General features: G+C 65.9%; 28 protein-coding genes. 5 read left to right on the top strand and 23 right to left on the bottom strand.

Annotated features, from left to right (window positions below; translation table 11 throughout):
• Positions 1-46 precede the first annotated feature (46 nt).
• From ACUTAG_RS20430 to ACUTAG_RS20405, 6 genes are all read right to left on the bottom strand, one after another.
• Positions 47-1,075, bottom strand: a complete 1,029-nt coding sequence (locus tag ACUTAG_RS20430; RefSeq protein ID WP_011347524.1) for an alcohol dehydrogenase — start codon at positions 1,073-1,075, stop codon at positions 47-49.
• 36 nt (positions 1,076-1,111) lie between these two features.
• Entirely contained in the window at positions 1,112-2,290 is a 1,179-nt protein-coding gene (locus ACUTAG_RS20425; RefSeq protein WP_011347523.1) for a MalY/PatB family protein, read from the bottom strand.
• 18 nt (positions 2,291-2,308) lie between these two features.
• Entirely contained in the window at positions 2,309-3,457 is a 1,149-nt protein-coding gene (locus tag ACUTAG_RS20420) for a flavin monoamine oxidase family protein (RefSeq protein ID WP_011347522.1), read from the bottom strand.
• A 2-nt stretch (positions 3,458-3,459) separates the two neighbouring features.
• The gene (locus tag ACUTAG_RS20415; protein ID WP_046934841.1) at positions 3,460-4,128 is read right to left on the bottom strand and encodes a cupin domain-containing protein; all 669 of its coding nucleotides are present in this window, start codon (positions 4,126-4,128) and stop codon (positions 3,460-3,462) included.
• Between the two features lie 73 nt (positions 4,129-4,201).
• Positions 4,202-4,501, bottom strand: a complete 300-nt coding sequence (locus ACUTAG_RS20410) for a carboxymuconolactone decarboxylase family protein (RefSeq protein WP_446650288.1) — start codon at positions 4,499-4,501, stop codon at positions 4,202-4,204.
• Positions 4,502-4,611: 110 nt separating this feature from the next.
• On the bottom strand, positions 4,612-4,893 hold the full coding sequence (locus ACUTAG_RS20405; RefSeq protein WP_041836231.1) for a hypothetical protein: 282 nt from the start codon (positions 4,891-4,893) through the stop codon (positions 4,612-4,614).
• Positions 4,894-5,070: 177 nt separating this feature from the next.
• Between ACUTAG_RS20405 and gcvA the strand changes: the two genes are divergently transcribed.
• Together gcvA and ACUTAG_RS20395 are read left to right on the top strand one after the other, a co-directional pair.
• Positions 5,071-6,006, top strand: coding sequence for a transcriptional regulator GcvA (gene gcvA, locus ACUTAG_RS20400; RefSeq protein WP_011347541.1), 936 nt, complete (start codon positions 5,071-5,073; stop codon positions 6,004-6,006).
• A gap of 181 nt (positions 6,007-6,187) precedes the next feature.
• On the top strand, positions 6,188-6,760 hold the full coding sequence (locus ACUTAG_RS20395) for a DsrE family protein (RefSeq protein ID WP_228903378.1): 573 nt from the start codon (positions 6,188-6,190) through the stop codon (positions 6,758-6,760).
• A 64-nt stretch (positions 6,761-6,824) separates the two neighbouring features.
• Here ACUTAG_RS20395 and mobH read toward each other — a convergent pair whose 3' ends face one another.
• A complete protein-coding gene (gene mobH, locus ACUTAG_RS20390; RefSeq protein WP_011347543.1) occupies positions 6,825-8,657 on the bottom strand; it encodes a MobH family relaxase in 1,833 nt (610 codons plus the stop codon).
• 313 nt (positions 8,658-8,970) lie between these two features.
• Between mobH and ACUTAG_RS20385 the strand changes: the two genes are divergently transcribed.
• From ACUTAG_RS20385 to ACUTAG_RS20375, 3 genes are all read left to right on the top strand, one after another.
• A complete protein-coding gene (locus ACUTAG_RS20385) occupies positions 8,971-9,597 on the top strand; it encodes a hypothetical protein (RefSeq protein WP_011347544.1) in 627 nt (208 codons plus the stop codon).
• Between the two features lie 12 nt (positions 9,598-9,609).
• The gene (locus ACUTAG_RS20380) at positions 9,610-10,227 is read left to right on the top strand and encodes an RES family NAD+ phosphorylase (protein WP_011347545.1); all 618 of its coding nucleotides are present in this window, start codon (positions 9,610-9,612) and stop codon (positions 10,225-10,227) included.
• A gap of 99 nt (positions 10,228-10,326) precedes the next feature.
• Positions 10,327-10,689 carry a DUF3742 family protein gene (locus ACUTAG_RS20375; protein ID WP_011347546.1) on the top strand — a complete coding sequence of 121 codons (363 nt, stop codon included), beginning with the start codon at positions 10,327-10,329 and terminating at the stop codon, positions 10,687-10,689.
• Positions 10,690-10,695: 6 nt separating this feature from the next.
• Here ACUTAG_RS20375 and ACUTAG_RS20370 read toward each other — a convergent pair whose 3' ends face one another.
• The 16 genes from ACUTAG_RS20370 to ACUTAG_RS20295 all read right to left on the bottom strand — a co-directional run bounded on the left by ACUTAG_RS20370 (position 10,696) and on the right by ACUTAG_RS20295 (position 24,740).
• Complete coding sequence (locus ACUTAG_RS20370) at positions 10,696-12,219, bottom strand: conjugal transfer protein TraG N-terminal domain-containing protein (protein ID WP_011347547.1); 1,524 nt, start codon at positions 12,217-12,219, stop codon at positions 10,696-10,698.
• A 14-nt stretch (positions 12,220-12,233) separates the two neighbouring features.
• Positions 12,234-12,605 (bottom strand): hypothetical protein, encoded by a 372-nt coding sequence (locus ACUTAG_RS20365; RefSeq protein WP_011347548.1) that lies wholly within the window; start codon positions 12,603-12,605, stop codon positions 12,234-12,236.
• Entirely contained in the window at positions 12,602-13,999 is a 1,398-nt protein-coding gene (locus ACUTAG_RS20360) for an integrating conjugative element protein (protein WP_011347549.1), read from the bottom strand. The genes ACUTAG_RS20365 and ACUTAG_RS20360 overlap by 4 nt, the downstream gene beginning before the upstream one ends.
• 9 nt (positions 14,000-14,008) lie before the next feature.
• On the bottom strand, positions 14,009-14,956 hold the full coding sequence (locus tag ACUTAG_RS20355; protein WP_011347550.1) for a TIGR03756 family integrating conjugative element protein: 948 nt from the start codon (positions 14,954-14,956) through the stop codon (positions 14,009-14,011).
• Positions 14,953-15,399, bottom strand: a complete 447-nt coding sequence (locus ACUTAG_RS20350; RefSeq protein WP_011347551.1) for a TIGR03757 family integrating conjugative element protein — start codon at positions 15,397-15,399, stop codon at positions 14,953-14,955. The genes ACUTAG_RS20355 and ACUTAG_RS20350 overlap by 4 nt, the downstream gene beginning before the upstream one ends.
• Positions 15,400-15,561: 162 nt before the next feature.
• On the bottom strand, positions 15,562-16,056 hold the full coding sequence (locus ACUTAG_RS20345; RefSeq protein ID WP_011347552.1) for a JAB domain-containing protein: 495 nt from the start codon (positions 16,054-16,056) through the stop codon (positions 15,562-15,564).
• Positions 16,057-16,237: 181 nt separating this feature from the next.
• Complete coding sequence (locus ACUTAG_RS20340; protein WP_446650287.1) at positions 16,238-17,023, bottom strand: DsbA family protein; 786 nt, start codon at positions 17,021-17,023, stop codon at positions 16,238-16,240.
• A 13-nt stretch (positions 17,024-17,036) separates the two neighbouring features.
• Positions 17,037-19,904, bottom strand: coding sequence for a conjugative transfer ATPase (locus tag ACUTAG_RS20335; RefSeq protein ID WP_011347554.1), 2,868 nt, complete (start codon positions 19,902-19,904; stop codon positions 17,037-17,039).
• Positions 19,904-20,344, bottom strand: coding sequence for a TIGR03751 family conjugal transfer lipoprotein (locus ACUTAG_RS20330; protein ID WP_011347555.1), 441 nt, complete (start codon positions 20,342-20,344; stop codon positions 19,904-19,906). The genes ACUTAG_RS20335 and ACUTAG_RS20330 overlap by 1 nt, the downstream gene beginning before the upstream one ends.
• On the bottom strand, positions 20,325-21,755 hold the full coding sequence (locus tag ACUTAG_RS20325) for a TIGR03752 family integrating conjugative element protein (protein WP_011347556.1): 1,431 nt from the start codon (positions 21,753-21,755) through the stop codon (positions 20,325-20,327). The genes ACUTAG_RS20330 and ACUTAG_RS20325 overlap by 20 nt, the downstream gene beginning before the upstream one ends.
• Positions 21,745-22,659: a TIGR03749 family integrating conjugative element protein gene (locus ACUTAG_RS20320; RefSeq protein ID WP_011347557.1), complete on the bottom strand. Its 915-nt coding sequence runs from the start codon at positions 22,657-22,659 to the stop codon at positions 21,745-21,747. Before ACUTAG_RS20320 ends, ACUTAG_RS20325 begins: the two co-directional genes overlap by 11 nt.
• Positions 22,656-23,348 carry a PFL_4703 family integrating conjugative element protein gene (locus tag ACUTAG_RS20315; RefSeq protein WP_011347558.1) on the bottom strand — a complete coding sequence of 231 codons (693 nt, stop codon included), beginning with the start codon at positions 23,346-23,348 and terminating at the stop codon, positions 22,656-22,658. Before ACUTAG_RS20315 ends, ACUTAG_RS20320 begins: the two co-directional genes overlap by 4 nt.
• A complete protein-coding gene (locus tag ACUTAG_RS20310) occupies positions 23,345-23,743 on the bottom strand; it encodes a TIGR03750 family conjugal transfer protein (RefSeq protein ID WP_011347559.1) in 399 nt (132 codons plus the stop codon). Before ACUTAG_RS20310 ends, ACUTAG_RS20315 begins: the two co-directional genes overlap by 4 nt.
• A 12-nt stretch (positions 23,744-23,755) precedes the next feature.
• Positions 23,756-24,112 (bottom strand): TIGR03745 family integrating conjugative element membrane protein, encoded by a 357-nt coding sequence (locus ACUTAG_RS20305; RefSeq protein WP_011347560.1) that lies wholly within the window; start codon positions 24,110-24,112, stop codon positions 23,756-23,758.
• 17 nt (positions 24,113-24,129) lie between these two features.
• Positions 24,130-24,363, bottom strand: coding sequence for a TIGR03758 family integrating conjugative element protein (locus tag ACUTAG_RS20300; RefSeq protein WP_011347561.1), 234 nt, complete (start codon positions 24,361-24,363; stop codon positions 24,130-24,132).
• On the bottom strand, positions 24,360-24,740 hold the full coding sequence (locus tag ACUTAG_RS20295; RefSeq protein ID WP_011347562.1) for an integrative conjugative element protein, RAQPRD family: 381 nt from the start codon (positions 24,738-24,740) through the stop codon (positions 24,360-24,362). The genes ACUTAG_RS20300 and ACUTAG_RS20295 overlap by 4 nt, the downstream gene beginning before the upstream one ends.
• Positions 24,741-24,833: the final 93 nt, after the last annotated feature.

Below are 24,833 nucleotides of genomic sequence, written 5' to 3'. Positions count from 1 at the left end.
TGGCTTTCGCTCGGAAGCCCTGCGCGCAGGGCTGGATTGGTCAAATTCAATCTGGGCGGTTCATGGTCAACACCATGCGGAACTTCACGTCGCCGGATTTCATCCGCTGATAGGCGTCGTAGGCCTTTTCCAGAGGCATGGTTTCGATCCAGGGTCGCACGTCTGCCAGGACGCTGAAGTTCAATGTCTTCTCGTTCTCGTAGGGCGTGCCGGTGATCGAGCCGAGGATGCTGCGCTGGCCGCCGACCAGCAGGCCGGCGGGCACTTGCAGGGGCTGCTTGCTCGGGTTGAGCACCACCAGTCGCCCCTCGGGTGCCAGACCGGCCAGTAGCCCCGATACCGTTTCGGCATGGTCGATCATGGTCACGATGGCCTGTGCGCCGCCCAGGCTCTTGAGCCGGGCGGTCGCGTCCTCCTCGTTGGTGTCGATGTAGAGGTGGGCACCCAGCTTCAGTGCATCTTGCGCGATGTCGCTGCCCCGGCCAATGGCGATGACCTTGAATCCCATGCGACGCGCGTACTGCAATGCCATGTGCCCCAGGCCGCCGATGCCCAGGACGGCCACCGTGTCGCCGGCCTGCGCGCCGCATTTCTTGAGCGCGTTGAAGGTCGCAATGCCGGCGCACAGAATCGGCGCGGCTTCCTCGGCATCGAGTTCGTCCGGGATCGATACCAGCCCGGTGGCCCGCGCCAGCATCATTTCGGCGTAGCCACCGTCGCGGCTCGCTCCTGTGATGGGCTGGTTCAGGCAAAGCTGGAAGCGTCCCTGCCGGCACTGCACGCATTCATTGCAGTGTCCTCCCATGCGGCCCACGCCCACGCGCTGTCCCACCTTCCAGATCGAGGGGGTGTGCTCGCCGAGCGCGGCAATGCGGCCGACCACCTCGTGTCCCGGTACGCGCGGAGGTTGCAGTGCGGGATCGGCTCGCTCGATGTCGCTGGCATCGGCACCGCAGATGCCGCAGGCTTCGACCTCGATCAGCACCTCGCCGATACCCGGCAGCGGTGCCGGGCGCTCCACCAGCTCAAGGAAGCCCGGCCGGGTGACTTGCATCGCGCGGTAGGTAGTCTTCATGGTCGCTCCAAAAATCGTTGAAATAGGCCAAGGGCGTCAGGGCAAGGCCGAGGCCAGGCGGCTCAATGCCTCATCGACCACGCTGCGCGGGCAAGCCAGGTTGATGCGCATGAAACCTTCGCCGGCCGCTCCGAACTTGTGCCCCGGGTCCAGCCAGAGCCGCGTGCGACGCAGCAGGAAGTCATGCAACTCGGCCGGCGGCATCCCGAGTGCGCGGAAGTCCACCCAGGCCAGGTAGAGCGCGTCGGTGGGCGTGACGGTCAGCGGTAGCCCCAAGGCCTCGACCTGCGCGGCGAAGTGCCGCTGGTTGCCGCGCACGTAGTCGAGCATGGCGTCCATCCATGGTTCGCCGTGCCGGTAAGCCGCTTCACAGGCCGCCGTGCCCATCGTGTTGACGAGGAACACGCCGTTGCGCTCGCACTGCGTCCAGTACCGCTGCCGATGGCGTTCATTGGGGATGAAGATGTTGGCGCAGGAAAGCCCGGCGATGTTGAAGGTCTTGCTCGGTGCCGTGCAGACGATGGTGTTCGATGCGATCTCTTCGTCGAGCATCGCCAGCGGAACATGACAGCGCCCCTCGCCGAACACCAGATCCTGGTGCACCTCGTCGGAGACGATCAGGATGCCGTGCCATTCGCAGATTGTGGCCATCGCCAGCAACTCTTCGGCCGTCCATACATTGCCGGTCGGGTTGTGCGGATTGCAGAGGATGAACAACCGGGTGCCCGGCTGGATGGCGGCCTCGAACGCCTCGGGATCGAAGCGGTAGCGGCCCGCATCCAGCGTCAGCGGTGCCAGGGCCAGGCGGCGGCCGTTGTTGACGACATCGTGCAGGAAATGGAAATAGACCGGCGTCTGCACCAGCACGTGGTCGCCTGGCTGGGAGAACGCCTGGACCGCCATGTTCAGCGCGCTGATGACGCCCGGCGACTGCACCAGCCATTCGGGCCGGGCCTGCCAGCCGAAGCGGCGCGCTTGCCAGTCCACCGCGGCTTCACGGTAGCTGTCCGGTGTGCCGCCGTAGCCGAGCACGCCCATCTCCACCTGTTTGCGCAGGGCGTCGAGGATCGGTGGAGCTACCCGGAAATCCATATCGGCCACCCACATCGGCAGCGGATCGGCCGCTTGTTGCTCGGGCGTCAGGAACGCTCGCCCATGTTCCCACTTCATGGAGTTGGTGGTGCGCCGGTCGATGAGGGTGTCGAAGTCGTACATCGCTGTTTCTTTCCTCTGTCAATGCAGGACGGACGCCGCCGTGTTGGGGGCGCACAACGCTTCGACCCCAAGGCGTGCTGCCTCGATAGCTCCGGCCACGTAGCCGGGGAAGTTGGGCGACCATTCGCTGGCGATCCCGACGATCCGGTTTCGCCAAGGGCCCTCGGTCGAACTCCTGGGCGGTGGAATCGGATGGTTGAGGTCCGGGTTGTCATCGCCGGCAACCGCGGTGTACGGGTCGGCGGCCCAGTCCTTCAAGAATTCCGCCTTCGGCCGCGCTGCCTTGTCTCCGAACAGCCGGACGAACTGGGCGCGACAGTGGGCAAGCAATACCGCGTCCGGTGTCTGGCGCCGCACCTGGGCGGGCACGCCCAGAAACCCGAACAGCGCGGCGTCGCCCTGGTTGGACGAGGCGTCGTGGATCTCGCCCATCGGCCCGACCGCGCTGCGCGCCTCGCCGGACAGGCCTTGCTCACGCCAGAACGGCGCGTCATAGACAGCGACGTACTTGGCATGGGGCGCCATCCAGGTTCCACATGCCTGCCATCGCCGCTGCAGCACGTCCGGCAGGGCCGGCGTAAACTCGATGGTGCTGGTGGCGAGCTTGGGCGGGACCGCCAGCAGGACATGCGCGACGTGGTAGGAGGCGGCTTGTCCGAGCGCGTTGTCGGTTTGCACCTCGATGCGATCGTCATGCTGCCGCAGACCCGTCACCTGGCGACCGTGCACGAGCCGGTCGGCAGGCAGGCGGGCGCGGATGGCGTCCACGAGCGCGCCCATGCCGCCAGCCAGGCGCAGCGCGGGCGGCGCGGAGGTAAAGCCATCGACACGGCTTGGCGCATGCGCCCTGGACCGCTCGATCAGCATCTGGCCGTCTTCATGCTGCTGGACGGTCTCCAGGCCGAGCTGTTGCACGAGCTGCTGCAGGGTCGGGTGCATTGCCGGCCAGTACCAGGTCGCACCCAGGTCGAAGCGCCCCATGATCGACCTCTCGGCCGTGCCATCGTCATGGTTTCTGGAAGCATCCGGCCAGGAAACGATCCGGCCGCCGAAGGTCCCTCGGGCCTCCAGCACCACGTAGTCGTGGATGCCGCGCTCCTCAAGCAGCGCAGCCGCGTACAGTCCGCTGAGGCCGCCACCGACGATGGCGATGCGTGCATGCTGCATGGCTATACCTCCACCGCCGCCGCGGCCAGATGGCCGGTCTTGAGATAGACCGTGGCACCGTGTTCACCGGCGCTGATCTGCGCACGATCACCCACGGGCAGGCGTATCCAGCTTCTGCTGTCGCAGCGCTGGTCATCCACCATCATCTCGCCGGACAGTACCAACAGCTCGGTGCCGCCGTCGGGATCTGCCGGCAGCACCTCATGCGCTGCCAACCGCTGCAAGCTGACCTGCTCAACAGCACTGGAGAACAGCCGGCAGACCTGGCGGCCATCCTGATGGGACCAGGCGGCCGGGTCCAGCGTATCGATGCGCACACTCTGCCGGTCGTCCGGCTGCATCTGCCAGAGCTTGACGAAGATCAGCGCGCCTTCGCCGCTAGAGGGCTGATGGCTGGAGCCAGGCGGGTTGCGCAAGTACCAACCTGCCGGGAAGTGGGCGTCACCTTCGGAGAAGGTCCCCGACAGCACGAGGATTTCCTCTCCACCCGGATGCGGGTGATGCGGGAACCAGGAATCCGGTGCGTAGCGCACGATGCTGGTAGCCCGGGCTTTCTCCGCACCCACGCGGTCCAGCATTACGCGCTCGACCCCTCCTTGGGGGGAAGCGACCCACTGATGCTGGCTGGGCGTCACGATGGCTCGGCGCGAGAAATCGGCGTTGATGCGCATTGGGAATATTCCTGTCGCAGCAGAAACGCGAATTGGCCCGGATCGCGGGCCAACCCGTCGTTGCCTGCATGGCTTACTTGCTGGGCAGTTGCGCGTGGGTATCGAGTACCCGCGCCGAATAGACGAGTGCTGCACCGGCATTCAGGGCAATGGCGACCCCAAGCGCTTCAGCGATCTCTTCCTTGGTGGCACCGTACTCCGCTGCCTTTTGCGTGTGCACGGAGATGCAGCCATCGCAGCGCGTGGTCACGGCGACGGCCAGGGCGATCAGCTCGTGAACCTTGGGGTCCAGGTGCCCGGGCTTGGCGACGAATTCACTGAACTTGGCCATGCCCTCCATCACGTCGGGGACCAACGCAGCGAAATCGCCCACACGCTCTTACAGCGCGCCTCGGTATGCGTTCCAGTCTTGCATCATGAGATCAACCTTTCTTTGTCAAAAAATGCCGGGTGGGCGGTGGGCACACCCGGCAACGATGAGCATCACGCAACCTGGTAGATGCGCACGTCGGGATCGGCTTCGAGCAGGGGCTTCAGACCCGCCACCACGTCGGCGGTGAACAGCTCGCTTTGCAGGTAGGCGCTTGCGTTCTCCTTGGTGTCGAACCCGTGCAGCACCTGCACGTCTTCGTCGCGCACGAGCAATTCCTTCGACTTCGCGCCGGCGATGGTGTCGAGGAACGGGCCCTTGTACTTCTGGTAGACACCGGCGGCGGCCGCGCGGTTGGCGTCGGCGATCTTGAGGGTGATTTGCAGATAGACCATGTGAATTTCTCCTAGATAGGGTGATGAAACAAACGCAGGTAGGGGCAAGCGCCAATGCTTACCCGTCGTGCCTCAACGGATATATTCAATCCACTGGGGTATATGAATTTTTCCTCGATTCCCATTCCTAGACAAATGAGATAAAGTTTTTCTGTGTAGAAGAAAAACTTTATTGCAATGAAATCACCCGTCCACCTGAATGCCTTGCGGGCGTTCGAGGCCAGCGCGCGCCACCAGAGCTTTTCCGCGGCAGCGGCCGAACTGAACGTGACGCCGGCAGCCGTTGGTCAGCTTGTGCGCACGCTGGAGGACGCGCTGGGGGCGCCGCTGTTCGAGCGGAGCAGCAGTGGGAAGGTGCGGCTGGTGCCGACCGAGGCGGCCGAGCGCGCGCTACCCGATATCCGGGCCGGGTTCAGTCGGTTGACGCTGGGTATGGAGCGATTGCGCGAGGGATCGACCAGCGGGGTGCTCACCGTGACGGTCAGCCCGGCGTTCGCCGCCAAGTGGCTGCTGCCGCGCATCGACCGATTCCAGGCCGCGTGCCCGGATACCGACGTGCGCCTGGACACCAATCACAAGTCGGTGGATTTCGTGGCCCAGCGGATCGATATCGGCGTGCGCTACGGCCTGGGGAACTGGCCGGGCCTGCAGGCCGACAAGCTCATGGATGAAGAAGTGTTCCCGGTGTGCTCCCCGGATCTGCTGCGCCAGCGCGGAAAGCTGCGTAAGCCGGGCGATCTGGCACGGCAGACCCTCATCCATGACCTGTCGATGGTCGGCCATGCGGGCTTCCCCACATGGGAGGCGTGGATGGAGAAAGCCGGAGTGGCAGATGCCGCGATGATCTGGCGCGGCTTGCAGATCAACAATTCAGCGGCCGTCCTGCAGGCGGCAATCGAGGGACACGGCATCGCGCTCGCGCGCAGCGTCATGGCGCGCGACGACCTGGCAAGTGGCCGCCTGGTGCGGCTCTTCCCCGACGTCAGCTTTGCTCTGGAGGTCGCCTACTACGTGGTTTATCGCCCCGAGTGCGCCAGCCTGCCAAGGCTGGTGGCTTTCAGGAACTGGCTGTTGGATGAGGCGGCGTCGCAGAACGAGCCATCCGCTATCTAGGCGATCCCTTCGCGTGGGCCGCCAGAACGCCGGGGCGGTGCCTTCGTATGTTCGCGTTTTCGGGACGATTGCCCCGTTCCAGATCGCCCGGCATGGAACGCTTGAGGCGAATCTGCCCGCCGTGGGACGATGGTGCCAATGTATTAGGCTGAATTGTTCAGAAGAGCATACGGAGGGATTCATGCAATCGAGCAAGATTCGCGGGCTGGCGCTTTCTTGGCGGGTGGCTGTAGCAGGACTGGCTCTGGGATTGACCATGACAGGTGGGGCCGCTGCCCAGGATGCAAGCCATCCCGTCATCGCTGGCTATGGCGCGATCATGCCTGCGAAGGATGTCGCCAATGCCCCAGACCCATCGCTGCGCTATCGGGTAGCGTTCGAGGTTACGCGGTCGGCAAGCGACAACAAAGAGGTCAACCCTGCGCTTGATCGGGTTGCCCGCTTCGTGAATTTGCTGGGAGCATCGGGAGTCCATCCCGCTCAGGGCGACATCGTGGTGGTGATTCACGGCCCGGCCACACCGTCGATTCTGACCGATGCCGCTTATCAAGCGCGGTTCCACACGGAAAATCCGAATGCCGCGCTGGTAGCGGCACTGCAACAGGCCGGCGTCAGCGTCCACGTGTGCAGCTACGCACTCGCCAATCAGAAGATTGAGAGGAGCGCCGTTGCCAAGGATGTAACCATCGACGTCGCAGCGATGACTACGCTTGCGACCCTTCAGTTGAAGGGCTGGGCGCTGATCTCCGGTTGACGATTCAAGCATTGGGCAGGCCCGTTCAAGAAACATCGCTGGACCGGGGTGCCGAGCCAAGGTGCTACGGCTGCACGGATAGGTAGGGGTTGTTCGGCGGGAGTTCGCCGAACAGTCCCGCAGGGTCTTGCAGCAGGTAGCCATGCAATCGGCGGGACTTCCTCGGGCCAGTGACTTCGCAGGTCCAGATGTTCAGGCCGTTGGCATGTTTACGGTGCAATTGCAGCCGCTCGAAGCGCTTTTGCACCCACTGCCAATCCTGCAGGTTCTCCTGCTTGGCCAGCGCGCCTACCTGCAGGTGCTCTTGCGCATACCGCTGGAACACGCCGGGACTGACCAGGTATCCGGTATCGCTCACGGTATGCACCAGCGCCTTCGCATCGTTGATGATGAGCCGGTGGGAGGCGATGCCCTGTTGCAGCCATGCCATGAAGTGCTCGCCAGACGGTTGCGTCGCCGAGGACGTGGGTACGGGTACAGGAGCCGGAACCGGCGCGGCTGTATTGGGTGGTGCGGCAGGCGCCTTGTCCAAGATGGCTTCCGCGTTCTGCGTGGCGTCGGGCGAATCGCCCATTCCCACCATCGCCAGCATGTCTTCCATCACGTCGGGCATGGCCGGGGCCTTGGCTTGGGGAGACGGCGCGATGCTGCCGCCTTCCCACGGCGGAGCCTCTTGGCTTTCCACGGTGGACGTCTTGCCGTCCACAGGAAGGGGAAGCGATGCCTCGGCCTCTTTGTCCGCGGGTGCCGTATCGATCGCTACCGTGCCTGCGAACGGAGGCGGCCGCTCGTCAGGCTCCCAAATCAGTGCCGGTGCGAGGCGCAACAGGGTGAACGAGTGGGACCAGCCGGTCGAACTGGTCACGGTCGCGCGCCAGATCGCCTTGCCTTCGGCCGTCGGCTGCAACATGCGGTGGTCCTGGAGCACATTGAACACGGCGGTGTTGTTCGCAGGGATGCCATCGACGCCCTGGGACAGTAGGTGTGCGCGGAGCTTGTCGGAAACGGTCTTGCTCACCAGCCATAGCGCATCCTCGGTGAGCCAGCCATCGGAGGCTTCGGGTTGGTTCAGTTTCAGCTCTTCCTTGAGCAGGTAGCGCAGCCCGTTGACCAGCTTGCGTTGGAGCGAGTGCTTGGGTGCGGCCATGGCGCGCGCGGGATCGCCGCCCAGCTCCTGGGCGACGGAGGCGCGGTCGGCTTGCACGACCAGCTCGCCCAGCACCCCGGCGTGCTCATATTGCCCAGCCAGCACGTAGAGCAGCGGTGCCCACAGGGACGGATAGCCGCTGAGCCAGTCGAGCAGATCTCGGTCGAGCAGTTGCCGGTAGAGCAAGCCCGTCGCGGCGCTGTGGAGCCGGTACTCGCGATCGTCGCGGTAGCGGAAGCGGTACGGCTGACGTAGGGGGCCGTGCCATGGGTGCCAGGTGCTGCCATCGGCCAGCTCGACGTGCAGATCGACCGCCACCTTGCCGATGTCGTGCAACAGTGCCGCGTAGGCGACGGCCGCAGTCCAGGCTTCGGCCTGCGCCGCCTGATCCTCGGGGCTGGCACCGACGGGTAGCAGATGGGACTGCCGCAGCTTCAGGCCGTAGGCGACGATTTCCAGGCCGTGGTCGAGCATGCCGCCCAGGTAGGCATGGTGATGTGCCTCGGAGGCCGGAAAGCCCTGGACCAGCTCGGCGTAACGCTCCAGCGGCGCACGGTACAAGGTGGCGAACTGTCTGCGCGAAAGAGAGGTGCGTTGCCAGATGTGCTCCAGCAACTTCTGCCGGCGCGGGGTGGCCAGCAGCGATGCGGCCGACTCCGGCCGCATCAACCCTTTCGGGAGGTCGATGGCGGGCGGTGGCGATGGAGCGGCGGCGACCGGGGGCCGTTTCCGCTGGAACAGGGAGAGCATGTCGATGTCCTCATGGCGGGCCGGCCAGGAGGCCTTTTGGCCTTTTCGAGGTAGGGCCTTTCCCCTTGCGCCCCATTCCCGTGCCGTTTCGGCCCTTTGGCCTTTCACCGTTTTGGTATAGCGGGGCTTGAGCTGCGGCTCCAGCGTCAATGCGGAACTCGCTTGAATGGATTGGACGGGGACCCAGCACCGCCCTCGGCCTATGCTCCGAGAGCGCTTTCACCAGGTAGGTCGTTGCCAAGGCGACAAAGTTGACAAAGGCGACAAAGGCGACTAGAGTGAATCCTGTCTCAAACCTACTTGGGAGATGACCATGCCCACTGCGATCGAATTCATTGCCGACCGTCTGCCGCGCGTCACCGTGGAGGATGTGCGCCGTTTCGCGGATACCGTCGAAATCCGCAATGCCCCGGCTTTCGCGGCCGAGTTGCAGGCGTTCATTCACGAGCGCGTGGAAGCGGTGAAGCTGCCCGCCAACCTCGAAGGCGAAACGGTGGCGCAGGCCTTGGAGCGCAAGGCGGCTGCGCTGCGCGCCGACACGCGCTGGGCACCGACTGAAACCGACGTCCAGCGAGGCCGCGCCGTGCTGCTCGAAGCCTTCAACCAGCCGCACAACCTGCCGCCCGCCGAGTTCGCCAAGCTGGCCGACAAGTCGCGCCAGCAGATCTACAAGGACATCCTCGCGCGCCGGTTGCTGGCGCTGAACGTGGGGCCGCGCGGCCAGAAGCTGCCCGACTGGCAGCTCGACCCGGTGAAGCAGCAATTGACCCAAACCGTGCTCCAGGAGATCGATGGTATCGACCACTGGACGATCTATCGCGCGCTGTCCGAACCGCTCGAAGGCTTGGGCGGCCGCTCGCCGGTGGATGCGGTGACGCATGGCACGATCGACGACGTGGCCGAGGCCGTGTTCAACGTGCTGGGCGTGCAGGTGCATTGAAGCGAGACCGTCATGAGCCACGAGCTGCCTTCGTTCCTGATCGATGCCGGTGAACTGCTCCAGCATGTGAGCCGCGTCGCCTATCGGGGCAGCCCCCTTTACTACGGCCGCAGCGGCACGAATCGCTACGATGACCCGGCACGGGCCTATGGCGTGCTCTATCTGGGGCGCGACCTGCCTACGGCGCTGATGGAGTCGGTGTTTCACAAGCACCAGTGGCTCGCGGACACGCAACGCTCGATCGCGCTGAAAGAAGTCCAGAGCCGGTTGGTGCGTGCCGTAGGCGTTCTGGAAGACGTGCGCCTGGCCGACCTCACGGCACCGGGCGTCATGGCGGGCTACTTCGGCCTGAACCTGGAGCAGTTGGCCAGCCGCGACTACACGTACACGCAGCAGGTGTCTGCCCAGGTGCATGCGATGTGCCGAGACGACCGCCAGCCTCTGTTCGACGGCGTGCTCTATCCGTCGCGCAACAACTATCCCGACAAGAGCATCGCACTGTTCGAGCGGACGGGATCGAAAGTCGGCGTTGTCGAGGACATCGACCTGGTTGACCATGTGGACTGGCCGCGTTTCGTTGCCACCTACCGCATCGGCGTGGAGCCCGATCCCGGTCCGGCTGGGCCATAGGACGAAGCGTCCTGAAGTAGCAAGAAGACACGTTGACGCCACGAACCGAATGAAGTGGAGCAAACTGGAATAGGTATTCCTCAGTAGTAGGAGACGACCATGAACACCACCACCACCCGCATCAGCACCGCAGAACGCCTCGGCCGCGCATTTGGCCGCGGATGGCGTGCGTATGCGCGAGGCGAACGGCGTGTGTCGAACTGGTTGGCATCCAAGGGGATGCCGCTGGCCGCCGCTGCCGTGCTGGTGTGGATGGTCAAGCTGGCCGCGCTGGGGGTATTGCTCTACACCGCCTTCTGGCTGGCTCTGTTGCTGTTGTTCGTCATGGTGGTTGCCTGGATGGCCCGCAACGCCGACTCGGGCGAAGCGTTGCCCGAGCCAGAGTGGCGAAACGGACCGGCAGGTTTCGGCCTTTACACCTACGATGGTTTCCGCATCGATCCTCATGTCGAGGATGACTAGCGGTGTTCACTTCTTCGCCACTGCATTGATCGCGATACTTCCGCCTTTCCCGCCGGCGGCCTTGGCATCAGCGGTCGCCCCGGCGAGGCCTTGCAGGACGTTGCCGGCGCGAACGCCCGCCCAAGCCAGCGCCATGATCCAGAACGTAGGCAGCACGATGAACATCGTGCCCATGACGAACATCATGAGCATGTCGCCGAAGGCGTTGTTCAGCCCCACCAGCGGATCGAAGTTGGTATGCGGCCGGTTCCACCCGAAGCCCCACCCATAGAGCGCATCGAGGATGGTGCTGTCGATCCAGCGGGCGAGTTGGAACCAGAAATCCGTGAAGAACAGCGCGAACTGCACGACGCTGACGGTAACGACTGTCTTGAGGTCGTAGGTGCCCACGAGCAGCACAAGCGGGATGCAGATGACCAGCGCCATCTTGAGCAGGGCGAGCACCATCGGTACGGCCTGGCGTACTACATCCATGGCGGGGAATGCGGCGATCGCCCCGACTGTCATCCCCACATCGCCCGCGGCACGGGTGACGATGTTCGGTAAGGACTTGTCGATCTGACCGCCGTAGTCCGTATAGACGCTGCCCTGGTTCAATTTCTGCTGCCGCGGTGACGCGATGGCGCGGATCACCGAATCGTCCACCTCGGCCCGGCTCAGGAACCCGGCCCAGCCCGCCAGGCGATTCAGCAGGCTCGGGTCCACTTGCCCCAGCAGCCGCGCGCGCAGGCCGTTGCTGCCGTCTGACCACCACTGCCTGCAAGTCGGGTAGCCGCCGCCATTGGCTACCTGCGCGAGCCCCGCATCGCGGGTGTCGTCATAGGGCCATGCTTCGCGCGCCGTGCTGGAGCGGTAACTGTCGTAGTAGCCACCCGTGTCCGTGAAAAAGCGCGAGCCGATCCAGGTCACGTCGTGCATCTGTTGCTCATCGAGATCCGGGCGCTGCATGAACAGCTTGGCGCGCGCCGGCCCGTAGCAGTCCCGCGAGAAATCCGCCACTTCCTGGGCCAGCACCGGGTCGTCGATACGGGTCGCGTCGATCTCCATCCGCATCTGCCGCAGGTCAGTGCCGCACGGGATCGCAGCCACCGAGGCGCTCGTGACGGCACGCGAAAGCGCGTGCATGAAGGCCCACCAGACCGGCACCTTCGCCGACTGGTTGTTGATGGTGCTGAAAGACTGCGACCAGCCGGTCTCCGCGGGCTGCGGCACGCTGACTTGGCACTGTGCCGAGCGTGAGCTGTCGTATTGGATGGTGCTGAGGTCCACGTCGATGAACGGAATGCCGGCGAACATCACCACCACGATGGCGACGAAGACCCGGTTCTCGATGCGCGCGGCCGAGAGCACACCCTTGTTACCTTCGTCAGCGCCTTCTGCGCGGGCCTTCAGCCATTCCTGCACGACGATGGCGACGAACGGCAGCGCGAACACACCGCTGGACACCAGTACGGCCCAGATGCCGTTGTTGACGATCCAGGACACGAGGGTGAGGTAGTACTCCAGGTAGTCGGTCGTGAAAAGCGTCATGGCCTTGATCTCCCTCAAGCGGCCTGGGTCAGCAGGCCGGCCTCCAGCGCGACGATGGCGGCGACGCCGGCGATCTCGGCGCGGATCAGCCTGCGCCGCGCCTGCCCATCTGTCCCGCTTTGGTCTTCGCGGGCCAGCACCCGGCGGCGCATCCAGAGCCATCCGTAGGCCGTTGCCCCATACACGCCCAGCCGCCAGATGAAGAAATACCCTGCCGAGGCCGCCAGCCACCGCTCCCAGGCCGAAACACTGCCGACCAGGTAGATGCCCGCGACGTTGACCCCCACAGCGGCGGCAACGGCCAGCACAAACCACAGCAGGGTTTTCGCCGCGCGCCGGCTGAACAGCCAGCGCAGGGGGCGCCAAGTCATGCGCGCCTGGTTCATGGCTGACTCCCCGGATTGCCCTTCTGGAGCTGGTCGAGACGATCAGGCACCGGGTCGCCCTCGTAGATGCCGCGCGAGCCAGTCGCGCGCGCGCCGTGGCGCTGGATGATCGCCATGGGCGAATTGTTCGCCAGCTCGCGCCGCAGCTCCAGTTCCGTCTTGAGGTTGCGGATTTCGCGGTCGAGTGTGTCGCTCTCCTTGTTTACGGCATCCACCGCAAGCTCGTTGGCCGCGACGTTGGGCTCCTTCTTCCCCGTGAGCAGCGTGCGCTGCAGCAGCAGCGCTTTCTCCAGCACGGACGACAGCGCGACCTCGGACGCCAGGCGCTGCGACAGCAGATGCTGGTCGGGCTCGTCGCGCAGTGCTTCGATCACGCCGCGCGTGATCGGCAGCGATGCACTGCCGGCCTCGCGCAGGTTCTCCGGCGTCGTGTTCTTCGCCTTGGAGACGAGACCCTGGAGCGCCTGCAGCTTCGCGTCGTACTCTTCCTGGATCAGCGGCGTCAGCCCGACGCCGGGCGTCGTCTCGGTCTTTGTGCAGGCATCGCAAGTGCGTTGTTCCTTCTCGCCGAGCACGCGCGTGGCCCACTCGACGGCCGCCTGCGGCGAGGCCCAGGTCTGGCACGAGAGGCTGCTGCAACTGGACGGCGCGATGGACGACGTATCGGTCACGCCGCGGCCGTTGACCAGGTTGTAGCCGGCGCGGGTGACATCGCCGACGACCTTGATTGCGGGCTGACCGGAGCCGCCCGCGTTGCTGCCCCCGATCCACGGCACGCCGTCATTGCCGCGGCGCGTCTCGGCCTGCTCGATGGCCGAGACCGCATCCGTACTCGACACAGCATCGCGCAGCGCCAAGCCTTCGGCCATCTGGCTCCAGCCGAGCTGGCCGCCTGCCGTGTCGGCCATCTTCTCGGCCATGGCACGGCACGTCAGCTTGGAGCGGTCGAAATCGAGACGTGCCTGCAGCACGCCATTGGTAAGCAGGTTGTAGAGGCCGGGATCGGCGCGCTGGATGATCAGCGCAGGCAAAGACGCCACCGCGCTGGTGGCGCTCTGGATCACTGACGACATGATTTGCTGGAAGCCGTTGGTGATGCCGTTGAGCTGGTTCTTCAACGTGGTCTGGATGCTCATGTCGCCGCAGATCAAGTTGCTGTTCCAGCCCACGCCCACCCCGAGGGAGCGCATGCCGGCCGCGCGTCCCATCGACACGGCACTGCCGCCGCCGATCGAGTACATGACGTCATCGCCGATGACGCTGCCGCTGGTCTGGTAGCCCAGTTGGCCCCAGGCCACGCCGCTGGCCAGCGCGAGCGTGCCGGCCAGCGCCAGGACGATCTTCGTGTGGCGTGCCTGGCGGGAGAGCGGATTGAGTGCGGTACGAATCTTCATGGTGCCACCTCAGTTGAAATCGACGCTGCCGAGGAAGACCTGGCCCTTGCGTTCGCAGCAGGCATAGGGCCGCCACAATGCCCAGGCGTAGTCGCCTTGCTGGGCCTGGGTCAGGAAATCGTTACGCGGGAAAACCGTGCAGGACGAGGACAGAACGGGCGTGAGTTCCTGCCACTTCCCGGTCGATGCGTCGCCCTCCACCAGCGCGCCGGCAGGCCAGTAGCCGGGCCGCGAATCGGCGAGCAGCGGCTGATAGACGTGGATCTGCCCGCGGCGCGTGACAACATCACCTGCACGTTGGGCCACCACGGCACCAGCTTTGTGGTCGTCGGTCTGGTGCAGGAAGCCGCCACGGGGATACACGTTGCCCCAGAGGTTCATCGTGGTGCGTGCGCCGACCTCGCGCATGCCTGGAACCAGCGCTTCCGGGTAGGCCATCTCGGGCACGTTGTAGCGCCAGGCCAGCGTATCCAGCGTGCTGAGCAAGTACGGCATGAACGCCGTACCCGCGCCCTCGCAGAAGTAGCCCGACGACGAGACGAACTGGTTGAACACCTCGACGCCAGGGTGGCCGATCACGTCGGCGTTCTTGAACTTGGCGAGGTCGTTCTCGTGGTCTTCGTTCGTGGTTCCGTCGCCGCCTGCTTGGGCGGATGGGTTGGGCGTGCTCATCGCCCGGACTTCGACCCAGGGGTTCTCGCCGGTATTGCTGTAGCTGGAGACGACGGCATCGGGGATGTAGTGGCGAACCTTGATAGACGTGCGCACGGTGCAGCCGGTCCAAGTGCAGTAGAGCCAGTAGCAGATGCCGACGACCCGGTATTCGAGGCAGTCGGGCGATGCCACCGAGCCGACGACGGTGGCGGTGTCGAGGGCGTAGCTTCCGGTGGCACTGAGTAGCAGCACGGACGCCACGCCAGCGCGCAGGCGCCTCAACAGGTCGAATGGTCGGGTCACGGCTGGTTCCTCCGGTACTGCTCGATGCGCGCGACGGCGCGAGCCACGTCCGGTTCGCCGTAGACCACGTAGCGTTGGTCTACGACGACGGCCGGGATGCCGGTGATGCCCAGGCTCCATGCGTCTGTGACGCCCTGGTATGCGGAAGCGATGTGTCGCTGGAGATCGGCACCGCCGCTGGAGAGCCGGCGCCTGACGATGACTGTTGCCTGTTCGGAGTCGGCGGACAGTCCCGCCGAAAGCTCCGCTTCAATCCGGTGGGCTTCGTCCAGTTCGATCAGCCGTTCGCCGCCCATGGTCTTGACCGGGTGGCGACTGTCGGTGACGACCACTACGTCGGCGGCGAAGGTGGCCGGGCTGAAAACGGCCAGGGCGGCCGGCAGCGCGACGGCCAGGCCGAGGGTTCGCCAGCCCGGCGCGAACCTGGAAAGAGATGCTGGCATGTCGCGTGCCCTTGAAGTTGATCAGGACAGTAGTCAAACGCGAAGCCGATGCGGCCCCAACAAACAATGCGCATCGCGGACTGCCCGCATACCTGCTTGTCTTCCACCCATGAAAAAGCGGAGGCCGAAGCCTCCGCATAGATCAAGGAGCCGATGTCATTGCTACAGCATGTCGGATTCCGCGAACGAGTACGGTGTACCCTGGCCGACGATGAGGTGATCCAGCACCCTCACATCGATCAGTGCCAAGGCAGTCTTCAATGTTTGCGTTATCGCGCAGTCTGCGCTTGATGGCTCCGTACAGCCAGAAGGATGTTGGTGCGAAAAAATGACGGCTGCGGCGTTCAGTTCCAGGGCACGCTGCATGATCGGGCGCGCATGTACCGTGGCCGAATGGATCGTGCCCTTGAACATCGGTTCGTAGGCGAGTACCTCGTGCTTGTTGTTGAGGAAAACGACAGCGAAGATTTCGTTCGGCTCGGCGACCAATTTCAGGCGCAGGTAATCCTTGACAGCGGTGGGCCCATCCAGGAATGGCCCCTTCTTGAAGATCCGCTGTTCCAGCAGCGCGATGGCTTGCCGGATGATCCGGTCATCAGATTGGGACGCTGGGGCAAAACGTGGCTCCACGCAGGAGCCATTGACGATGAGAGACATGGCGAACCTCCAGAATGTAGACGGAAGGCGCCACCCTGGGAGGGCAAGCCCTCCTGGGGATGGAAACAGCGGAGCAAGTTGCATCCACCACCGCGCAGCGGTGATTGTTCGCAGCCAGGATGCGAAGCGAACGGGTAGCGGTCAGCGCGGCAAGCCGAGCCGTAGCCTCCAAGACCGAGGGCTACCTGGGCACGTCGCCGACAACGTCGGCAGGCATTTCGGATGTGGGGGTGGTGACCACGGCCGCCGCATCGCTGGCCGGGTTATCGGCCGCCAGCATGTCCATCGCCGACAGCAAGGCGTCGCCCTCGATCGGCCCCTGCAGCAGGATGGCCTGTCCCGTCTGGCGATCGAGCAGGCGCAGCGACGGCGTTGCGGTTACGCCGCTCTTGGTGGCTTCCGCGGCTTGGGCGCGAATGGTCGCATCGGGATGTTCGCTTGCCATGCACTGCTCGACGGCCGGTGTGGATTCGGGGTAGCGCAGCCCATCCGGCAAGCCCTGGCCGTCGCTGCGCGTATGGGCATAGACCCATTCGACTGCCTGCCAGAACGCTGCATGCCCGCCTGCTTCGGCGGCGCACTCGGCCAGGCGGGCCTCGGCCGACGCGGCCGGCTCGTGCGCGGCCAGCGGCTGGTGGTGCCATTGCAGCGCCACGTCGGTGTTGTTGCCGACCCAGTGCTTGAGCTGGGGGAAGTACTCCCGGCAGAACGGGCATTCCAGGTCGGCATAGAGCGTCAGCGTGAAGCGACCCTCCGGGTTGCCCATCTGCCAGGGCGGGCCGGAGGGCTGCATGATGCTGGCCGGCGCGGGCGGCTGTGGCGAGGAATCACCGGGCGACCGGGACACCAGCCAGATCAGCAGCAGCGCGACCAGCGCAGCAGCCAATACCCAAGGCCAGCGGAGCCGCCGATTGCGACGGCGGAACGCCTGGACCTGCATCGGGATGGAGGGACGTTTCGGTTCCATGGCGTTCTCCGGCTTACGACAGTTCCAAGGCCGGCGACTCGATGCCGCGTGCTTGGTCGATCTTCTCGGCTACCTTGAAGGCCGCTTCCAGTTCGGTGCAGCCGTATTGCTGCATGAGCTGGTAGCGCTCGGCCTTCTCTTCGGGTTCGGTCTGCGCAAGCGCGAGGTACAGGCTTGGCGGCACGGCGCGGAACAGCACTTCCATGCTCTTGGAGAGGATGACTCCCTCGGTGAACTTGCCCGCCTCCTTGCGGGCCGACAGCATCAGCGCCTTCTGCGCGGGCGAGAGTTCGCGGAACCGCGCGATCTTCTCGACTTCATCGGGTGGCATGCTGAGGCAGATCCACCACTCGATCATGTTGAGCATTGGCTCCGCGGCGCGTGGCAGGTCGTCGATGTTCTGCGTCGCGAGCCAGAACCAGGCCCCCAATTTCCTCCACATCTTTGTAATTTTCACGACGTAGGGCGCGAGCAGCGGATTCTTCGTGATGATGTGTCCTTCGTCGGTCACATTGATGATCGGGCGCCCCAAATACTGGTCGCGTTCGGCGATGTTGTTCACCGTGCTGATCAGGCTGATATAGGCGATGGAGAGCTGTGCGTTGTAGCCCTCGCGGGCGTAGGTCGCCAGATCGACCAGGGTGATGTCGGCTTCCGGCCATGGTGTGCCGTCGCGGTCAAACATCTCGCCATCTGTGCCTTGGCAGAACATATCCATCGCATCCGCCATTTCCAGCAGTCGCACGCGGCGCATCTCGGGCAGCGTTGGGTCCTGGCCGCGGGTGCGCAGTGCATTGCGCACGTCGCGCGTGAGCACCGTGCGCTTCTCGGCCACGCAGTGCTCGGCGGCGTCGAGGATGCACTGGCGGATAAGCGAGCGATCGGCCCGCGTCATCCGGGCTTCTTCCTTGTCCTCGCCGCCGGTGATCATCAGCCGTGCCGTGATCTCCAGTTCGCCCAGCACGTCGCGCTGCTCGTCTGCCTCCATCGCCGCGACATCCGGTGGCAGGTCTTCGTCCAGCGCATCGGCATCGAGCGTCTGCACGTCGCTGGGCGTCTCGATCAGCCGGCGCGCGTCGGCGAAGGGGGCCAGGCTGATGCCCGAGCCGGGGGCCAGCTTGACCCGGTTCACGGTCAGGCCCAGGCGCTTGGCGAAGTCGCTGAACAGGCCGAAGCTGTTGCCGGCTTCCACGATGAACAGCCTTGGCCGGTAGATGGCCGTGACCTGATTCAATAGGTTGTTGAGCGTGGCGCTCTTGCCGGAGCCGGTGGGGCCGAACAGGAACAAGTGGGCGTTCATCTGTCGGTCTAGGCGGTTGAGCGGATCGAACGTGATCGGGCCGCCGCCGCGGTTGAACACGGTGATGCCGGGATGCCCGGTACCCTGGGCGCGGCCCCACACCGGCGATACGTTCGCGATGTGCTGCGCGAACATCAGTTGGGTGTACCACCTGCGCCGATCCTGGCCGGGGTTGTAGCAGCACGGCAGCCAGCGCAAGTAGCTGTTGAGTGGCGCCACCTCGTCGTCCTCGCGCACCGGCTGCAAGCCGGCGTTGAGCATCACGTTCGCCAGGTCCAGGCCGCGCCGGTCCAGTTCCGCCTCGTCGCGCCCGCGCAGGTAGAACGCCAGCGTTCCCCGGTAGAGCTTGTGCGCGCTGCCGATCAGGGACCGCGCCTCCTGCACGTCCTTGAGCGTCTGCTCCGACGCCAGCGTCTCGCCCACGGCCTTCTTCGCCAGGTGGTTCAAGTCCGCTTCCAGCACATCCTGCGGTGTGGCGACCATGGTGAGACACATCAAGGTGTCTTCCGGCATCTGGTCGAACAGGGTGTTGATCGCATCGCCCTTGCGGGTTTCGCCCGTCAGGTGACCCGTGGCGGGCGGCATGCGGAGCCGGTCGGTGATCAGCACACGGTGCGGCATGCCGTCGAAGTACCAGGTGCCGTGCTCCACGTCGGAGCGTGGCTGGCCGAAGAACAACCGCTGGCTGAAATCCCGCCCGCTCGCCAGCTCGATTTCGCCTTCCTCGGTCTCGTCGGGGTAGCGCGCCAGCGCGTAGAAGCGCTCCCGGTCCTCTGCACTCGGCCCGAGCATCGCGGGGCGCGGATTGAACCACCGCAGCAGCCAGTCGTGGACGTCGGCTGCGACCATGCGCCGTGCCTGGATGCCGGCGTTCGCCAAGCCGCCGCACAGGCGGTCGCAGACGATGTTCAGCATCTGCTCGGGTGTCTGGCCGCGGCGGCTTGCCTGCCCGGTGGCACGGCGATAGATCACCATGCGCACCCGCCGCGTCTGGCCGCGCCAGCGCAGCCGCGTGACTACCGTGTCCTCGAACAGGCCGCCCGGCTTGGCGACCGCGCGCAGATGGTGGCCGAAGAAGCGCAGGTAGAATTCGGTGAACGCGGTATCCCGGGCGCGCGGCTGCACATAGTCGCGCAGGGTCTGCATGTACTGGTCGAAGCTGGGCTCGTCCTGGGCGTAGAGCTGGAGCACCCAGGGGTTTTCGTCCAGCTCATCGAACGAGTCCTGGAGCGCGTTCTCCAAGGCATCGCGGGCATGCGCAAGCCAGCCGGGTTCCCGGCCCTCGGTGCCCAGCGGCACCAGCTCGTAGAAGGCAGCGACCGACTGCCCATCCTCCAGCAGCATGGACTTCGACTGCGGCAGGAACTCCACCCAAGGCAGCAGTTCCGCGAACGACGGTGCGACGTCGTACAGCGCCTGCTCGTCGGCTACCGTCGCCGGCCTGCGGCCCTGGACCGCTGCGCCAGGTTCGGGGATGCCGGCCTGGCGCAAGGCATCGACGTGGCGCTGCCAACCGTCCGGCTGCTCGTCGTCGCTGGCGCTGGATGCGGCCAGCTTCGGCCAGGGAAGTTTCCAGCGCATCAGTATTCCTCCACGCGCTCGCCCGGCATGGCGTACTGCACGCGCTGATAGAGGGGGAAGACCGTCGTGTAGCCCGGCACAGGTACAGGGTCCGAGCCCGCCAGGTGCGGATACACGTACATGACGAGATCGGGATTCGGCAGCCGGTGGAACTGGCGATAGACCTCGTTGCGCGCGGTGCGCGTGTAGCGCGTCTGCTCGGCGGGCGCGGCCTGCACGTCGGCCTCGGTCAGCGGCCGGCGCAGGCTCTGGCGGGCATCGAGCAACTGCCGGCGTGCCGCCTGGCCGGCGCTCCCGCCGCCGTCGCCGGCGTTCTGCTGCCAGATGTCCATCATCGTGCTGTCGCCGTGGGGCAGCAGCTTTTCCTTGCTGGTGGCGCAGCCGCCGAGCACCGCGACGGCGAGGGCCAGCGCCAGGCCCCTATTCAAGTTCGAGAGCATGGCTTTCTCCTGCGCGGTGATCGACCTTGCGGCCTTCGGGATCGAAGTCGATGGCGAGCGGCTTTTCGAGGTGGACGGCGACCTTCGCGCCGGGCTGGACATAGACGGCCGCGAACGCCTGCCCGTACAGCTTGTTCACCCAGTCCGCCATGTCGCGCACGCCACCGGCCAGGATGCGGCCCACGGCCTCGTTGCCCGAGATGCCGACGCTGCCGATGGAACCGTCGGCGCCGACGTAGGACATCTGGCCGCTGTCGCTGTCGATCAGCGAGGCCACGCCGGCACCGGCCGCGGTGATCAGGGCCTGCGAGCCGAGGTACTGCTGGGCGTTGCTGCGCCGCTCGCCGCTGACGCAAGGGATGCCATACGGATCGCTGATCCAGCCCAGGCCCCCGGTTTGAGAGTTCTGCTGCTGGTTGTTCTGCTGGTTGCCGTCGCGGTCTTCGGGGATGGTGCGGATCGTGCCGTCGTGGAAGACGAAGGTGATGCTGCGCACCTGACCGCGCACGCACGAAAGCGTCCAGTCGCCCGATGCGGTGCCGGAGAACACGGCGCCGGCCACGTCCGGGATGTCAATCCCGTTCGCGGTCAGGTTGTCTGGGCCGACCAGGATTTTGAACGGATACGGGTCGTTCACCGTCCCGTCGATCGGCACGCGGCCGATCAGCGCCGTCATCGCGACCGACCCCATCAGCGTCGAGTTGGTTGGCACGGTATAGACCGGCTTGGCGCTCTTGACGCCTGCCGCACGTGCGCCGGCGTTCGCCACGGTTTCCGCGGTCGTTTCCAGCGTGCTTTGCGCCGGGCCGAAGCTCGTCGGGAAGCTCATGCCGCTGCCCGCGCCACGACTGCCGTTGCGTCCCTCGGCCTTCTTCGCGTCGTCCGGTTCGACCCAGCGCATGCCGCCTTCCATGCCGGCCTCGTCGCCGTCGCGCAGCCCCAGGCCCACGGGCAGATCGGCATGGCCGCCGCCGCGCCCGCCGATGCTGTCCAGACGCCGCTGCAGGTCGGCGAGCAGCCCTTCGGTCTGCTGGCGCGCACTGGCCGCCTGTTCCTGGTCGCGGCGCAGGTTCGAGCGTTCGGATTCGAGGGCCGAATTGATGCGCTGATCGATGGAGTTCTCGCGCTGGCGCAGGCGCTGGTTTTCCTCGCGCTGCGACTTGTTGTCGGTCAGCGCGGTCTGAAGCTCGGTGCGCAACTGCTTCACCTGGGCGACGAGCGTTGCCACGGTATCGCGCGGGGTATCGCCTTCGATGCCCAACGCCTTCATTTCCTCGGGCGTGAGCTTGGAACCGGCATCCGCGGCGGGCGGTGCCGACGTGCTTCCGCCGGAGAACAGTCGGATGGCAACGAACAGCACCAGCAAGGCGACCGGGATCATCAGCCACTTGAGCAAGCCGTTACTGCGCATGGCGGGCCTCCTTGCCGTCCTCGGCTTCCGCTTCCGGCTGCGGCAGGTGCGCAGCCGGGTCGAAGCGGTGGATCGCCGGCAGCAGCGATTGCGCGAGGCCGCGTCCGCGTGTCACCAGGTACAGGACGGTCGTGTCCTCGGGCGTCCCGCGGGGGCCGAGCGCTTCGTGCTGGAAGGTGGCGGTGAGGAAATCGCCTTGCAGCACGCGCGGGTCGAGCGTGACCCAGCCGCTGCTGCTGTTGGTCAGACGCACGGCGGTGACCCACTGGTCTTCCAGACGCCACGACGCGAGAGCGACCGCGCGCACGGGCAGCGTCGGCATCAGCGTGCCAAGGTCGAGGCCACGGCGCAGGTTCACCCGCATGACGCCCGCCAGCGGCTCCACGGTGCGCAGGGGCGCGTAGAGGTTCTGCGCGGCGAAGCGCGTCAGGACGACCGGAACCGGCGTCTCGCGCCGCGCTGCCCGAGCGACTGACTGGTCCTGGGCGCGCGCCGGGTCCTCGTCGGCACCGCCTGCCTGATCGCCATAGCGCGCCGGGGTGCTGCTGCCCTCGACGATGCGCACCGGCTCCAGCTCGGCTTCGCCGTCCTTGGGCGGCTCGGCCGCGATGTCGAGCAGGATCAGCGCGCCGGTGTCGGCGTCCTGCAATTGCAGCCGCGTGGGCTCGATCGGCTCGCTGGCGCGCAGGTACACCGCGCCACCCGCGCTCTGCACGCGCAGGCGTTCGCCCACGCCTGCGGGCACGCCCACGCGGACGTTCCGGTCGATGAACACGATGCGCTCCTGGCCGACCTTCAGCGGCACCGCCAGCGGCATGCGCTCCCAGCGCAGGATTTCCACCGCCTGAGCGGGGGCCACGGCGACGGCCAGCAGCCCCAGCAGCGTGAGTACAGGATGCTTCATGGGGTGTTTTCTCCTTGGGGCGCTTGCGGAGACAGGCCGCCAGGCGCCGGGCGCGTCGGCTCCGGGGCGCTGATGCGCTGGGGCGCACCGTCGTAGCAGTCCAGCGCCAGGCCGAACGGGTTGCGGGCGGGATCGACGTCCACCCGCGTGACTTTCACCGGGTAGCGCACGAGAGCGCGCTTGACCTGCTCGGCGCCGTAGTACTCGTCGGCGGTGATGTCGAGCGTCACCACCCAGTCGCGGTCGGAGACCACGCGCACGCGCGCCGTGGGGTCGTCGCCGTAGCCGCGGCCGGGGATTTCGTAGATGCCGCGCACGCGCTGGCGCAGCTCGCCCGTGCTGCGGCGGTAGTCATAGTCCGCGCGCAGGAAGGCCTGGCAGGACGGGGTGAGGTACGGCGAGAGCGTATGGAGGTTGCGTGCGTAGTCCTCTTCGCCATTCGTCGGCCAGCGGTTCAGCGTCTGGAACACGTAGAACGTGAACGCATAGACCGATTCGGGCGGTACCTCCCACCATTTGCGGGTACTGCCGGAGCGCAGGTCGGGCGGGACGTGGATGGTCAGGTCGCGCGGGGCGCTCCACCAGCCGGCGCCCATGACCAGGGCGACGACGACCAGGGCCCCAGCGCCCAGGCGGAGCGTCTTGATGTGCGCCTGCAGGTGCGAAATTTCGTTCTTGAAACGGCTCATTGCGTGCTCCTGCGTGTGGTCCAGAAGCCCGAGCGCGAGATCAGCGCATGGCCGCCCACCCAGCCGGCCATCAGTGGATGGCGAGTGGCGATTCGCCATTGCAGTTGCCGATACAGCCAGGTGTCGGGACGTCCGCGCTTGAGCCGGCGCAGGATGCCGCCGCCGACGAAGATGCCCAGGGCCACACCCAGGACAACGAACGTCGGCGCGATGGCGATGGTGCGGAACACCCAGGACAACGGGGCACCGACCAGCAGGCCGGCGGCACCGGACAGGCCGCAGCAGATCCACAGCTCGTCGGCGGTGAGGCCGCGCACGACAACGGGATGACGGTTGAGCCGGTGCGGAAGGAACGTGACCGTCCCGTCCGCACGGACGTGCTGCTGCTCGGACATACCGGCCTCGCCTTACAGGATGCCGGTGGCTTCGGTGAGTAGCCAGATGCCGATTACGAGCAGCACGGCACCGATCGCGACGGTGAGGCCGAACTGGCCCCAGGTCTTGCGGCCGGTATGGATCTCCGCGTAGGTCCCGTAGGCGTGATAGCAGACGCCGATGAACATGGAGGCCACCACCAGCAGGGCCACCAGCATGATGATGTCGTAGCCGTAATTGCGGATGGTCTCCATGATGCCGTTGCCGGTGCCACGGGTCGGGTTCTCCAACTGCGGCAAGCCTTGCGGATACGACAGAACCGGAGGCGTGGCGAAGGCCAGCGCCACGGCGATGCGTTGGGCGATGCGGGAAGTGAGGATGGTTTGCATAGTCAGTCCCTTCAGGGTCAGGAGAGGAGGAAAAAAGTCAGCACGAGGTACATCGCCAGGAAGCGGACGACGACGCCGAGAAACTGGCGCTGGTTGAGTCGGTTCTCGGCCCAGCCGACATAGGCCGTGCGGATGGCCCAAACGCCCCACACGAGGAGCACCGCGAACACGACGCCGATCAGCACGGTCGCCATCGCGGAAGGCGCAATGCCGCTATTGGCTTGAAATGCCGAGATTTGGGCACCGTTCATGGCTTGCCTTCCGCAGTCGCCGTCGGCGATGGCGAAGCGGCCCGCTCGGCGCGGTAGTCGCCGGCCAGTTCGGAGGGATCGCGCGGCTGGGCACGCGACGGTGCGAGATGGGCCTGGATGCCGGCGCGCACGCGCGCCAGGTCAGCCAGCAGCCGCGGGTAGTCGAAGTGGTAGCGCTCGCCCGGCTGGACGGGGGCATGCGCGGCGCTGTCGGCGACGGAGCGCTCCAGCGCGCCGAGCTGGCGCAGCGCGGCGACCAGCTCCTGGCGCTGTGCGGGGGATTCGGCCAACGCCATCGGGGACTGACCCAGCAGGGCCGTCACGAGAAAGATGGGCACGCCGCGATGCGCGGCACGCTGCCAGATCGGAGCCAACATCGCGCCATTCCTGTGTGATCAGCAATGGCTTGATCGTGGGCAGCGAGGGGCTTTTAGGCCGCAAACAATAGGAACTCGCGCATGCCCGGATTG

This window comes from Achromobacter sp. CSND-B12 (genome assembly GCF_052906545.1).
Note: the sequence above shows the minus strand (reverse complement) of the source record. Positions and strands in the feature narration are given on the sequence as shown.